Annotated in this window: 15 protein-coding genes; 7 read left to right on the plus strand and 8 right to left on the minus strand. The window is 60.5% G+C overall.

The window, feature by feature from the left end:
- Positions 1-2 precede the first annotated feature (2 nt).
- The 8 genes from pth to lgt all read right to left on the minus strand — a co-directional run bounded on the left by pth (position 3) and on the right by lgt (position 7624).
- Positions 3-626, minus strand: coding sequence for an aminoacyl-tRNA hydrolase (gene pth, locus ABIE63_RS02895; protein WP_183417500.1), 624 nt, complete (start codon positions 624-626; stop codon positions 3-5).
- Between the two features lie 114 nt (positions 627-740).
- The gene (locus tag ABIE63_RS02900) at positions 741-1415 is read right to left on the minus strand and encodes a 50S ribosomal protein L25/general stress protein Ctc (RefSeq protein ID WP_183417501.1); all 675 of its coding nucleotides are present in this window, start codon (positions 1413-1415) and stop codon (positions 741-743) included.
- Positions 1416-1583: 168 nt separating this feature from the next.
- Positions 1584-2549 carry a ribose-phosphate pyrophosphokinase gene (locus tag ABIE63_RS02905; protein ID WP_183417636.1) on the minus strand — a complete coding sequence of 322 codons (966 nt, stop codon included), beginning with the start codon at positions 2547-2549 and terminating at the stop codon, positions 1584-1586.
- 192 nt (positions 2550-2741) lie between these two features.
- The gene (locus ABIE63_RS02910) at positions 2742-3593 is read right to left on the minus strand and encodes a hypothetical protein (protein WP_354502646.1); all 852 of its coding nucleotides are present in this window, start codon (positions 3591-3593) and stop codon (positions 2742-2744) included.
- A 90-nt stretch (positions 3594-3683) separates the two neighbouring features.
- Entirely contained in the window at positions 3684-4838 is a 1155-nt protein-coding gene (locus ABIE63_RS02915; RefSeq protein WP_354502648.1) for a Xaa-Pro peptidase family protein, read from the minus strand.
- Between the two features lie 2 nt (positions 4839-4840).
- Positions 4841-5608, minus strand: a complete 768-nt coding sequence (pgeF, locus tag ABIE63_RS02920) for a peptidoglycan editing factor PgeF (protein WP_183417504.1) — start codon at positions 5606-5608, stop codon at positions 4841-4843.
- Between the two features lie 92 nt (positions 5609-5700).
- Positions 5701-6807: an SAM-dependent methyltransferase gene (locus ABIE63_RS02925; protein ID WP_354502650.1), complete on the minus strand. Its 1107-nt coding sequence runs from the start codon at positions 6805-6807 to the stop codon at positions 5701-5703.
- Positions 6797-7624: a prolipoprotein diacylglyceryl transferase gene (lgt, locus tag ABIE63_RS02930; protein ID WP_354502652.1), complete on the minus strand. Its 828-nt coding sequence runs from the start codon at positions 7622-7624 to the stop codon at positions 6797-6799. The genes ABIE63_RS02925 and lgt overlap by 11 nt, the downstream gene beginning before the upstream one ends.
- A gap of 156 nt (positions 7625-7780) precedes the next feature.
- Here lgt and ABIE63_RS02935 point away from each other — a divergent pair, with 156 nt between their 5' ends.
- The 7 genes from ABIE63_RS02935 to ABIE63_RS02965 all read left to right on the plus strand — a co-directional run bounded on the left by ABIE63_RS02935 (position 7781) and on the right by ABIE63_RS02965 (position 11917).
- Positions 7781-8251 carry a PaaI family thioesterase gene (locus ABIE63_RS02935; RefSeq protein WP_183417507.1) on the plus strand — a complete coding sequence of 157 codons (471 nt, stop codon included), beginning with the start codon at positions 7781-7783 and terminating at the stop codon, positions 8249-8251.
- Position 8252: 1 nt separating this feature from the next.
- Positions 8253-8708: a PaaI family thioesterase gene (locus tag ABIE63_RS02940; RefSeq protein ID WP_354502654.1), complete on the plus strand. Its 456-nt coding sequence runs from the start codon at positions 8253-8255 to the stop codon at positions 8706-8708.
- Positions 8709-8757: 49 nt separating this feature from the next.
- A complete protein-coding gene (locus ABIE63_RS02945) occupies positions 8758-9084 on the plus strand; it encodes an accessory factor UbiK family protein (protein WP_183417508.1) in 327 nt (108 codons plus the stop codon).
- A 234-nt stretch (positions 9085-9318) separates the two neighbouring features.
- Positions 9319-9819 (plus strand): YbjN domain-containing protein, encoded by a 501-nt coding sequence (locus ABIE63_RS02950; RefSeq protein WP_183417509.1) that lies wholly within the window; start codon positions 9319-9321, stop codon positions 9817-9819.
- A gap of 8 nt (positions 9820-9827) precedes the next feature.
- The gene (proC, locus tag ABIE63_RS02955; protein ID WP_354502657.1) at positions 9828-10664 is read left to right on the plus strand and encodes a pyrroline-5-carboxylate reductase; all 837 of its coding nucleotides are present in this window, start codon (positions 9828-9830) and stop codon (positions 10662-10664) included.
- Positions 10657-11145, plus strand: coding sequence for a YbaK/EbsC family protein (locus ABIE63_RS02960; protein WP_354502659.1), 489 nt, complete (start codon positions 10657-10659; stop codon positions 11143-11145). Before proC ends, ABIE63_RS02960 begins: the two co-directional genes overlap by 8 nt.
- A 97-nt stretch (positions 11146-11242) precedes the next feature.
- The gene (locus ABIE63_RS02965; RefSeq protein ID WP_354502661.1) at positions 11243-11917 is read left to right on the plus strand and encodes a TetR family transcriptional regulator; all 675 of its coding nucleotides are present in this window, start codon (positions 11243-11245) and stop codon (positions 11915-11917) included.
- Positions 11918-11964 lie beyond the last annotated feature (47 nt).

Consider the following 11964-nt stretch of genomic DNA (forward strand, 5'->3'; position numbering starts at 1 on the left):
ATTCAGTCGTCCTTGCTTTCTTGTCCGCCCTTGGTGGGGGCTGCTTCCTTGCTCTTGGGCGGCGTGGTCAGGTGGGCGACGCGGCTCATATAGCTCCCCTCGTCTCCCTTGACCAGAAACCCGGCTTCTCCGGCCACAGCCTCCAGAAAGGGCTGCAGCCAATCGTGATCGGCCTTGGAGAAGTCCCCCAGAACCCAACCCAGCACCATTTCCTTAACGCCCGGATGCCCAATGCCCAACCGGACGCGCCAGAAGTCGTCTCCGATATGGGCGATCAAGGAGCGGATACCGTTATGGCCCGCCGCACCGCCGCCGCGCTTAACCTTTACCTTACCCGGCCGCAGGTCGAGTTCGTCGTAAAAGACGATCACATCGGCAGGCTCCAGTTTGAAGAAGCGCAGCGCCTCGCCGACCGACTGGCCGCTGTTATTCATGAAGGTCTCGGGACAGATCAGCAGCACCTTCTCGCCCCCGACCATCGCGTCGGCAGTGCGGGCCTGAAAACGCTTGCGCCACGGCCCTGCAGCGACACTGCGCGCAATCTCCTCCAGCGCCATGAAACCGATGTTATGACGGTTTCCAGCGTATCGCGGTCCGGGGTTGCCGAGGCCCACGAGAAGCTTCATGACGCCCAATCTCCCTATAAGCGCAATACGGGCCCGCCAGGGGGTCCAATGATCCCTTGGCGAGCCCGCTCAACGCTTGCGGTCAAGACCGCGAGGTCATCCCCGAAAGGATGCTTACTCCTCGCTCTCGTCCTCGCCGTCCTCATCGCCCTCGACCTCGTCCTCGGCATCCTCAGCTTCGGCCTCGGCCGCTTCGGCTGCTTCGGCGGCCTCCGCCTTCACGGCGCTAGGCGCCGCGATGGTGGCAACCGTGAAGTCGCGATCGGTAATGGTCGGCGTTACGCCTTCCGGCAACGCGAAGGCGGAGATGTGCAGGGAATCGCCGATGTCGAGACCGGTCAGATCGCCTTCCAGCTCCTCGGGGATCGCATTCGCCGTACAAAGCAATTCGACTTCATGGCGCACGATGTTGAGCATGCCGCCACGGGTCAGACCCGGACTCTTTTCCTCGTTGATGAAGACCACCGGAACGGCGACTTCGATTTTCGCGTCCTTCGCGACGCGCAGGAAATCGAGGTGCGTCGGGCTGTCCTTCAGAGGATGCAACTGCAAGTCACGCGCCAGTACGGTGTGCTTGTCCTTGCCCACCTTGACAGTGATCAGATGCGAGAAGAAGCCCGGCTTGTGAATCTGCCGGGTAATCTCCTTCTCCTCCAGCGAGATGCTCAGGGGAGCCTGCTTACCACCGTAAATCACGGCGGGTACCTTACCTTCGCGGCGGGTTGCACGGGCGGCCCCCTTTCCGACCCGTTCTCTAACTTCCGCGTTCAGAATGACCTCATCGGACATAGCCGATACTCCTTTTCGGTCACCTGACCCGGGATGGCCGGCACACTAACGCGCCGCAGCACCAATCCCGCTCCATAGCCGCGAGTAGCCTCCAGGGGTGCTACAAGCGGTTGCCGCCCACCATGGGCGGCGAAATTTCTTCACGAGGCGCCCGGAGGCTGCCTCTTTTCAACGAAACAGACTGGAGACCGAGCGTTCGTGGCTGATCCGATCGATCGCATCGCCCAACAACGGAGCGATGGTGATCTGACGAACATTGTGCGCCAAGCGCACGGCCTCGGTCGCCTGGATGCTGTCGGTCGTCACCAACTCCTTCATCGGAGAGGAGGAAACACGTGCAACCGCACCGCCGGATAGCACCCCGTGGGTAACATAGGCGGAAACGGATTCTGCACCGGCCTCCATCAGCGCCACGGCCGCGTTGCACAGTGTCCCGGCGGAATCAACAATATCGTCCACCAGCAGGCAACGGCGTCCTTTTACGTCGCCGATGATGTTCATGACCTCGGACACCCCGGCCCGTTCGCGGCGCTTATCGATGATTGCAAGCTCTACGTCAAGACGTCTTGCAATATCGCGCGCGCGGACGACGCCGCCGACGTCTGGTGAAACGATCATCAGATTGTCGGTTCCGTAATTGTCGGTGATGTCTTTGGTAAAGACCGGAGCGGCGTAGAGGTTGTCAGTCGGAATGTCGAAAAAACCCTGAATCTGACCGGCATGAAGATCGAGTGTCAGCACGCGATGTGCCCCGGCGCTGGTGATCAGGTTCGCAACGAGTTTTGCTGAGATCGGCGTTCTGGGGCCCGATTTTCGGTCCTGCCTGGCGTAGCCGTAGTAAGGCAACACCGCCGTGATGCGCCGGGCCGATCCGCGCTTGAGCGCGTCCAGTGCTACCAGCAATTCCATCAGGTTGTCGTTTGCCGGGTGGCAGGTCGACTGTACGAAGAACACGTCCTCGCCACGAACATTCTCGTTGATTTCAACGAAAACCTCCTGGTCGGAAAAGCGCTTCACACTGGCCTTGGTCAGCGGAAGGTTCAAATAGGCCGAAATTGCCTCTGCCAAAGGCCGGTTCGAATTACCCGTCAGAATCTTGTAGGGTCGGGTTGCCGCGCTGCTGCCATCGCTCATGCCGCCGCCGAATGCCTCTCTCTTGCTGAAATCCCCGCCTGTACCGCCCGCCCCAATAAGGTCACCCAATGAGTGGCACGCCGGTCGAGCGCGGCGGACTTTAGCAACCTACCCCGGCCCTGTAAACGTTCTGTCATATGTTACCTGGAAAGGCGGTCCTTGCCGAGCCGGGCGACCGCACCGCACGGTGCCTCACTGTCCCGACGGAATCTGATAAAGTAGGTCGACCAAGCCCGCCACTGCGGCTTCCGCGATGAGCGGCGCCACTTGCGTCCAGGGCCCATCCAGGCTGCCGGCCCGAACCTGATCGCCTTGCTCGATCTTGCCCAAAGACCGCCCTTGTGGGTCTTGTACGTCCCAGGTAACGACGACCTGCTGAAGGCCCGCCGATGGCGTGCCCAACCGCACGGTACCGACAACCTTCAGATCGTCGGGCCGCATATCCTCGACCGACGCCACCGGAAGAGACGCCTGCTGGAGCGCAACGGTCAAGGCCAAGGGCAACAGTTCGCCCGCGTTGCCGGGAGCCCGCGCTATCGGCGCGACCACCAGACGGCCGCCCGGGCGGCCGGGTAATCCGCCACCCGTTTGCACCGGGGCAATGATCGGCATCAGCAGATGCGCTGCCTGCTGGGCTATAGAATCCACCACGTCGGGATCGCCCGCGATCAAATCGGCGCCTCTGCCGTCCATCATCTGCGGTTCTGCCCGTAACGGGCCGGTTTGCGCGTCGGAAACCTTCCAAACGATTGCATTGCCGCGAAAACGACCTTCGACGATACGGCTTTCGATGTTGCCGGCTCCGGTGTCGACCGTCAGGCCCTGATCGATCAGAATCGCAGCCAGGACATCACGCGTTTGGATGGCAACCTCGGGTGGCAGGTTGGCAACCGGCCGCACGACGATCGTCGGGCTGACCGGTGGGCCGATCAAGGCTTGGTCCTCTTGCTTTATCTGCGGTTGGAACGGCTTGGGTAGCGGACCGCATGCTTGCAGCAGGGCAAGGCTCAAGACCAGAACCACAGGAAAAAATCTCGGCATCATAGGAGAACGCAGGTCGCCAGTCCGCCGAGCAGCAGCAAACCGCAAAAGAAAATCAGATGAGGCATGCCTGCAGCCTCCCAAGGCGTCTGTTCAGCCGCCGACGATCAAGTCTAGCGGACGATGCGACAACGACTGAGATCCAGCATCGCCGATCAACGAGGTTCTGCCCAGCGTCATCGCCAGCCCTGCATCGTCGTCGAAGATGATGATGTGAACAAAAAACACCATGCCCGCCCGCAAAACCACCGGATTGCCGTGATAAAGCATTGGCCAGTCCATCCAGTTCGGACTGAAGGTGGTGCCCAGGGAATATCCGCAAGCGTTCATGCGGTGCGCTTGGAAACCTGCCTTGTCCAGCACAGCGGCATGGGCGTCGAATGCTTCGCCGACGGTGTTGCCCGGCACCAGCTTCGCCTCGACGGCCAGCAGGGCATCGCGCGCCACGGCATGCATTTCACGCTGGCGCGCCGGCACCTTCCCAACAACCGCCGTATGCATCATCGCAGCGTGATAGTGACGATAGGCACCCGCCCATTCGAGGGTCAGTTGGTCCTGCTGAGAAAGCACGCGCCGGCCGGAATAGTAACGGCACAGCAAGGCCTGCCCGGCCGATCCGATAATGAACTCGTTGCCCGGGTAATCGCCGCCTCCACGGAAGACCTCGCCCTGCATGGCTGCCAGGATATCGCTTTCGTCACCACCGGGCCGTATAAGGGGAATCGCCGCTTCCACGGCCGCATCGGCAAGCTCGCCGGCACGTCGTACATAGTCGATCTCGCGGGCGCTTTTCACGACCCTCTGCCGGTTCACCAGATCCGACGCGTCGACCAGTTTGCAAAAGCCGTCCAGCGCAGCCTCAAGCCGCTTTCCGTTACGCGCGGTCAGGCCATAGGCCTCGTATTCAACACCCAGGGTTTTACCCGAAAGGCCAAGCTCCTGAAGGATTCCCTTCAACGCCTCAGCCGGACGCGCGTCAGGGACATCAACCCAGACACGCACATCCTTTATGACCGATGTTTGCTGGGCCTGCCGCAAATCGGGCGCCCGCGTCAGCAGAACCATGCGGCCGTCCGCGCCCAGATAGAGGCATTGGAAAAAGACATACCCGAAGGTGTCGTAACCGGTCAGGTAGAACATGGTTTCCTGACGGAAGATCAGCAAGCCGTGAAGACCTTCGTCAGACATGGCTTCGATGGTTCGGGCACGCCGTCCCGCAAGCTCTTCTTCACTAAAGTGCAAGTGCATTTTCAGGGCTCCAGCAGAATAACCGAAAGACCGCGACCGTAATCCTTCTCGCCCGCTTTGCAGGCGCGGCGATAACTGAAGAATCGGTCGGACTCAGCGAAAGTGTCGGCGGGGCAAACTTCGATCCGCCGCAATCCCGCCTTGCAGAGGCGTCGCGCCGCGTATCCCTTTAGATCGAACAGAAAATGCCCGCTGCGACGCGCCGGGCAAAAGAAATCGATATTGGCATTTTCCTGGGTCAGGAAAGGCTCCGGGAACTCCGGTCCCACCTCATAGGATCGTTGGGCTATGCAAGGACCGATAGCGGCCGCAATGGCTTCACGCCGGGCACCCAATCGCGTCATGGCTTCCAGGGTTGCCTCCAAGATACCGGCAAAGGCACCGCGCCATCCGGCGTGTGCGGCACCCACCACCTGCGCCTCGGGATCGACCATGACGACCGGTGCACAGTCGGCGGTTAGAATTCCCAGGGCGATCCCACGCTTCTTCGTAACCATCGCATCGCAGCGCGGCGCGGCGTCGCGTGACCAAGGCGCATCTACTGCGATGGCATCGGCGGAATGCGTCTGATAGGCCGTCACAAGGTTTTCCGGCTTTAGGTCCAGCGCCGCCATGGCCCGGCGCCGATTTTCGAACACATTGTCCGCGGCATCACCTGAGCCATAGCCGCAGTTGAGCGAATCATAAAGGCCTTCGCTGACACCGCCTTCGCGTCCAAAGAAAGCGTGGCGAACACCAGGCAGATCGTTCAGTTTGCCCATCGTCAGCATCGTCGCCGTCCTCTCTCAACAAGCGCTTGCAATACCCTTCACGGCTTTACACCAAACGCCAGCCCGCTGTCGACCACACGCTACTCCCTGAGCTAGGACGCAAAGGGTGCCGGTGCTGCGTGTCCGGCCTGCGTTATAGCAAGCACCTTGAATAGCTCACCCATCTCCTCAGGACTCATGAGGCGGGTCAAGGCGGAATCGATATCCAGCCGTTGCCGCTCATCGGCGTGACGACGCAGGGCCTCAGCCCGAATCTCCAAGCCCATGGCCTGCAGGAATGCGCCTTGCGTTACTGGGCCAAAGGCAGCAGCACCCGCGGTTTCGGCGGCATCGATGAGGCTGGCGAAATCCACATGCGCCGTGAGATCGGCACTGCCCGGCTCCACAAGAGGATCGTGCGGGCGATGCCCGCGCACCGCTTGGAGCGTCGCGCCGTATGACGGATGCTGGCGGCCATAATCGATGAAGAGGGCCGCGCCGCCTTGCAGGACCAGACGCTGCGCCAAGCTGCGAACAAGCGACACTGCAATCGGTGAAACCTCCGCCAGCACACCCAAGGGCGCGTCATGAAGCGCCGGAGGAATGAACGCGGGCGCCGATGGGCTCAACGGACCGAGAAGAAAAACGAACCTTTCGCCGCTATCATCCAGCCCGATCAACCGTTCACGCCAGCCATCCTCGCACTTCTCGTAATGCCGCACCGGCAATGCATCGAGAAACTCGTTTCCGATGATCACGAGCGGCGCATCTTCCGGGAGCGAGGAAAGCTCGCCATGCCAGGTTACGTTCCAGTTCTTCAGGGTTTTCTTTTGCGCCTTGCGGAGCGCCGGACTGACTTCGACAAGGTGAACTTCAGCGGCTTCGGCAAACCCCGGCAACACCGACGCCGCCCGCAACAGATCGGACATCAGCGTGCCGCGTCCCGGTCCAACTTCCGCCAGGATGAAACGCTTGGGCCCGTCTAGCACGCGTTGCCACAGATCGGCGCACCAGAGCCCAACCATCTCGCCAAACATTTGGCTGACCTCGGGCGCCGTAATGAAATCCCCGGATACGCCGAAGGGATCGTCGGTCATGTAATAGCCGCCACTGGGATCGGTCAGCACGGCGGCCATGTAATCGGCCAGGCTTATCGGTCCCTCCAGGGCAATCCGCCGCTTGAGCCGATGGGTAAGGTTGTGATTGCGCTTACCGCTCATGCGCACTCGTCGGCGCCGACGCGCTCTGTTGACGTAGGCTCCAAACCGCCAACCCCAGGCCGCAAACCAGCATCGGCAAGGATAGGATTTGCCCCATCGTCAGCCCCCCGGCCAGGAAACCGATATGCGCATCGGGCTCACGGAAGAACTCGGCAATCAAGCGCCCCAGGCCATAACCCGCGAGAAAGATGCCTGAAATGACGCCGGGCTTGGCCAGCGATCCGCTCCGGACCAATAGCAGCAGAAGGATGAAAAGAATCAAACCTTCCATACCGGCTTCGTAGAGCTGGCTTGGATGGCGGGGCAGCGGTCCGCCGCCGGGAAAAACGACCCCCCAGGCAACATCGGTCGGACGTCCGTACAGCTCGCCGTTGATGAAGTTCGCAATCCGGCCGAAGAAAAGGCCGATAGGCGCTACGAAAGCGATCAGGTCGGAAAGCGCAAAGAGCGGCAGGCCGCGTTTCCAGGCAAACAGGATAATTGCCATAACCACGCCGAGCATACCGCCATGGAAAGACATCCCCCCCTGCCAGACCATGAAGATCTTCCCTGGGTTCTCAAAAAAGAAAACGGGATTGTAGAACAATACGTAACCGAGACGGCCGCCCAGCAGCACACCCAGAGTTGCCCAGAACACAAAATCGTCGAAGACCTGCGTTGTTAGCGCCTTGCTGGGGGAAAGCTTGGTCATGCGCAAACACACGCGCCAACCAAGGATAAGCCCGGCGATGTAGGCCAAGGCGTACCAGCGGATCGCGATAGGTCCGATCTCGATGGCAATGGGATCTATCTGCGGGAAGGCTAAGGCAAACATCATGAGCAATCGGCTTTCTCTTGCTTCAACGACCTGGCGGCCGCCATCCAGGACACCCGCCGCCCTTATAGTCCCCCCTCCCTGAAGGGGGCAAGGGAAGCGCTCGATCGAATGTCGGCTTCAGTTGTGCCCAGGGTACGCTTGGGGTAAGCAAACGCCATGAGCACCGCAATCAGCGATAAATTCGGTCCAGAGGCCTTTCAGGCCATCATGCAGCAGGTATTTGGTAGCGCCGTGCCGCATGTCCAAGCCTTGGGCATCACCGTTGAGCATTTCTCCGGGGAAGAAGTGCTGATGCGGCTGCCTTACCGCGACATCTTCCTAGCCGACCCGGATCGGCGCCTGCTGCACGGCGGCGTGGTGACGACTTTGATCGATACCGCTTGTGGCCTTGGCGTAGTGGCCGCGCTCGACCCGCCCAGACCGGTAGCGACGCTGGACCTGCGGATCGACTATCTGAAGCCCGGCGCTGCCGAGCGGGACTTGCTCTGTCGCGCACTCTGCTACCGCATCACCAGCCGCATAGCATTCGCCCGCGCCGAGGCCTTCCATCCGGGTGAGGAAGCCTCGCCCATAGCGGCGGCAATGGGCAGTTTCATGCTGAGTGACCTGCCTGGTGGAGGGGGTTGAGATGATGCCGACCGCCTTTCTGGATCGTTTGGAAAAGGCCTATGCGGAGGATGCCTGGCAGGCGCTTGTCGATTCAATTCCCTACGCCGCCTATCTCGGCTTGGTTGTCGACGACAGCCATGACGAAATGCGCCTGCGTATGCCCTTTCGCGAGGATCTGGTCGGGAACCCAACCTTGAGCGCCCTGCACGGCGGTGTCATCGGCGCTTTCTTGGAAACGACGGCGATGATGAGTCTCCTTTGGAAGCTCAAGAGCCCGCTATTACCCAAAACCGTCACCGTGACCGTCGATTACCTGCGTTCGTCCCGGCGCGAGGATATCTTCGCAGCGGGCGAGGTCACCAAACTCGGCCGTCGCGTCGCCAGTGTTCGTGTCGTCGCCTGGAGCCGTAATCGCCAACGCCCGATTGGCGAGACACGCACACATTTCCTGGTCGCCGAGGGAGGAAAACCCTAAGATCGACAAGGCGCTCACCGCTAGGCCAACTTCATGGAGACCGCAAAAGATGCAAACCCGCAATCGACTGCTTGATGACCTTGCCCGCGTGGCAACCGGTGCCCTGGGTGTGGCAGGAGGGTTACGCCAAGAAGCCGAGGGACGGCTGCGCCAGCAGTTTGAGCGAATCCTGGCGAACATGGATTTGGTTACCCGGGAAGAATTCGAGGTCGTTCGCGCCATGGCCGTCAAAGCCCGAGAGGAGCAAGAGGCGCTTGCAGATCGGCTGGCAAAACTGGAAGCCGAGCTGGGAAAAACGGCAAAGGCCAATAGCACCGCGAAAGCGAAGTCGGGCACCGCCCGCAGGGCTTCGAAGCCCAAGACCAAGGCCCCATAGTCCGATTAAGTGGGGTCGGGAAGCAGGAAAACTCCGGCTGAAAGCCCCTAAAACCCTCCGTTTTCGTTATTTTTCCACAGTTTTCGCCAATACAGTCTTGCACCGCTAAATACAGCGTGGCACGCTAAATCTTGTGGGTCGCATCGAAATCTTCTCCATATATCGCGGAGCTGAGGCGGCCCTCGGGAGGTGCCGGCCTTTGGCATCAACGATCACGGGAGGGTTCCAATCATCATGGAAAGTCTCGCCCCGCACCCGAGTTCGGTCGTCAATCCCATCGATCTTCTTGAAGAGTTGGTGAGCGCAAACGACTGGCCTTTCGACAGGTCAAGCGAATGCGAACTGGCGGTCGAACTTTCCGGTCGATGGTGTGCCTATCATCTTTGGTTCGTCTGGCACGAGCAGGTGGGCGGCATGTATTTCTCCTGCCATTTCGATTTGAAAGTACCGCGTGTCAGATACAATGCCGTTCACGCCCTCATCGGCGGCATGAACGAACAGCTCTGGATGGGTCATTTTGAGCTTGGCGCGGAAGAGGGTCAGGTGGTATTTCGCCATACGATACCCTATCGCGGCACCGCTGGTCCCAGTGTCGAACAGTTGGAAGACCTGATGGACACCGCGATTTTAGAATGTGAACGCTTCTATCCGGCCATGCAGATGGTCATCTGGGCGGGCCATTCCGTCCCCGATGCCCTGGCAACGGCCATGATGGAGACCGTAGGAGAGGCCTGACTTTAAGAATGCCTGAAATATTGAATCTGCCGGGGTCGTTGTTGTTGGTTGGCTGCGGCAAGATGGGGGGTGCGCTCCTCGATGGTTGGTTGGCGCGTGGATTGCCGCCGAAAGATGTCTTCATCGTTGAGCCTTTCCAGGCTATGCGTGAGACGCTGGCGGCCAAAGGCGTGAACGTTTGCGCAGACGAAAGCGGTCTGCCCAAAGACCTTCGGCCTGCCGTCATTCTCCTGGCTACCAAGCCGCAGCAATTCTCCGAGGCTCTGCCAGCCTACGCGCGATTCGCCCGACCCGATTGCTGTTACCTCTCTGTTGCGGCAGGGAAAACCATCGCCGCGATGAAGCAACTGCTGGGGCCGAACGCCGTGGTTATCCGAGCCATGCCGAACACCCCTGCCGCAGTCGGGCGCGGTATCACGGTATTCACACCCGACGCCAATGCCACAGAGGCACAACGCCGGATTGCGAGCGAATTGCTCGAGGCCGTCGGTGAAGTCGCCGAACTGGAGGATGAAGGTTTACTGGACGCCGTAACCGCCGTTTCCGGCGGTGGTCCAGCCTACGTTTTCCTGCTGATCGAGTGCCTGGCCAGAGCGGGGGTGGAGGCCGGATTGCCGGAGGCGCTGGCAATGCAGTTGGCAAGCGTGACCGTCAGCGGCGCCGGCGAACTGGCACGCCTGTCTGCGGAGGACGCCGCCACTTTGCGGCGGAACGTGACCAGCCCACGCGGCACTACTCTTGAAGCCTTGAATGTGTTGATGGCCGATGACGGGCTGCAGCCGCTTATGACGCGCGCGATCGCCGCGGCCACGCGGCGCAGCCGTGAGCTTGCGGAAAATGACTGAGCAACCGCTCAAGCCGAGCGCTCAACGCGTCCAGGATCACTTGACCGGGCTTGGCTACGACTGCCGCGTCACGAGCTTTTCCGAAAGTACCAGGACCTCCGAAGAGGCCGCCGCGGCAATCGGTTGCACGGTCGGTCAAATCGCCAAGTCCCTGATCTTTCGCGGCAAGCAAAGCGGAAAGGCTGTTTTGGCCATTGCCTGCGGCGACCGCCGTGTCGATGAGAAAAAACTTGCGGCACTGATCGGCGAGAAAGTCGGCCGTGCCGACCCCGAGTTTGTCCGTGAAGCGACCGGCTTTGCCATCGGCGGGGTTCCGCCGGTCGGCCATAGCAGCCCCTCCATCACGCTGTTGGATGAGGGACTTTGGCGTTTTGAGCGCATTTGGGCGGCCGCCGGCACACCCAACAGCGTCTTTGAAACGACGCCCGACGATCTTGCTGCCATGACGGAGGGTTTGCGCGGCGACCTGCAGAAAACCTGAGTTTGTTGGTCACGATTGCAGTCTCAAGTCTTGTTTCCTGATATCTTCGGACTTAGCTGACTCATAGAGAGCCACCTGACTGGAGGTTATCAGCACCATGGCTACCGCGAAAAAACCCACTGTAAACAAGGCGGCAAAGGGCAAAAGTAGCCGGGCCAAATCACAAAGCGGCGACCGCTCGGCGGAAGACCGCCTGATCGATGCCACGATGAAACTTGTTGTCGACCGTGGCTGGCGCAATCTCTCACTGGCGGAAATCGGTGAGGCCGCAGGTCTCGGTTTAGCGGAACTGCACGCAATCGCACCAAGCAAGTCGGCTATTCTGAACCTCCTGATTCGTCGAATCGATCGGCAGGTCCTGGCGGAAGGACGCCTGAGTGAGGATCAAGGATCTGCGCGTGATCGCTTGTTCGATGTATTGATGCGCCGCTTCGACGCCATGCAACCCTATCGCGTCGCCTTGGGTGAAATCCTGTATGACTGCAGGCGTGACCCGCTCAGCCTCGCCACTAGCCTGCCGAGACTGGCATGCTCTATGGCGTGGATGCTGGAGGCCGCTGGTCTGGATAGCCACGGTCTGCGGGGCGTCATTCGAATAAAAGGCCTGTCGGCCGCCTACTTGGTGACGCTTAGAACCTGGCTCAAGGACGACAGCAACGATCTGGCGGCGACAATGGCAACGCTGGACCGCCAGCTTTTGCGACTGGATGGCTGGGCCCGGCGATGCCGCGGGCCGCAGCGACAAGGCGAAACACAAGCGGTCGGCACATAAGTATTATTACGCACTTGCGAGATTGCTGTTTTCCGCAGAAATACTTG

The sequence above is a fragment of the Limibacillus sp. MBR-115 genome (genome assembly GCF_040549425.1).
GTDB lineage: Bacteria > Pseudomonadota > Alphaproteobacteria > Kiloniellales > CECT-8803 > Limibacillus > Limibacillus halophilus.

Excerpts from the sequence above, each read along its gene's own strand:
- ABIE63_RS02950 (WP_183417509.1), top strand. The coding sequence starts at position 9,319 with ATGGAAAGTCTCGCCCCGCACCCGAGTTCGGTCGTCAATCCCATCGAT.
- proC (WP_354502657.1), top strand. The coding sequence starts at position 9,828 with ATGCCTGAAATATTGAATCTGCCGGGGTCGTTGTTGTTGGTTGGCTGC.
- pgeF (WP_183417504.1), bottom strand. The coding sequence starts at position 5,608 with ATGCTGACGATGGGCAAACTGAACGATCTGCCTGGTGTTCGCCACGCT.
- ABIE63_RS02965 (WP_354502661.1), top strand. The coding sequence starts at position 11,243 with ATGGCTACCGCGAAAAAACCCACTGTAAACAAGGCGGCAAAGGGCAAA.
- pth (WP_183417500.1), bottom strand. The coding sequence starts at position 626 with ATGAAGCTTCTCGTGGGCCTCGGCAACCCCGGACCGCGATACGCTGGA.
- ABIE63_RS02910 (WP_354502646.1), bottom strand. The coding sequence starts at position 3,593 with ATGATGCCGAGATTTTTTCCTGTGGTTCTGGTCTTGAGCCTTGCCCTG.
- ABIE63_RS02945 (WP_183417508.1), top strand. The coding sequence starts at position 8,758 with ATGCAAACCCGCAATCGACTGCTTGATGACCTTGCCCGCGTGGCAACC.
- ABIE63_RS02940 (WP_354502654.1), top strand. The coding sequence starts at position 8,253 with ATGATGCCGACCGCCTTTCTGGATCGTTTGGAAAAGGCCTATGCGGAG.
- ABIE63_RS02900 (WP_183417501.1), bottom strand. The coding sequence starts at position 1,415 with ATGTCCGATGAGGTCATTCTGAACGCGGAAGTTAGAGAACGGGTCGGA.
- ABIE63_RS02960 (WP_354502659.1), top strand. The coding sequence starts at position 10,657 with ATGACTGAGCAACCGCTCAAGCCGAGCGCTCAACGCGTCCAGGATCAC.
- ABIE63_RS02905 (WP_183417636.1), bottom strand. The coding sequence starts at position 2,549 with ATGAGCGATGGCAGCAGCGCGGCAACCCGACCCTACAAGATTCTGACG.
- ABIE63_RS02925 (WP_354502650.1), bottom strand. The coding sequence starts at position 6,807 with ATGAGCGGTAAGCGCAATCACAACCTTACCCATCGGCTCAAGCGGCGG.
- lgt (WP_354502652.1), bottom strand. The coding sequence starts at position 7,624 with ATGATGTTTGCCTTAGCCTTCCCGCAGATAGATCCCATTGCCATCGAG.
- ABIE63_RS02915 (WP_354502648.1), bottom strand. The coding sequence starts at position 4,838 with ATGCACTTGCACTTTAGTGAAGAAGAGCTTGCGGGACGGCGTGCCCGA.
- ABIE63_RS02935 (WP_183417507.1), top strand. The coding sequence starts at position 7,781 with ATGAGCACCGCAATCAGCGATAAATTCGGTCCAGAGGCCTTTCAGGCC.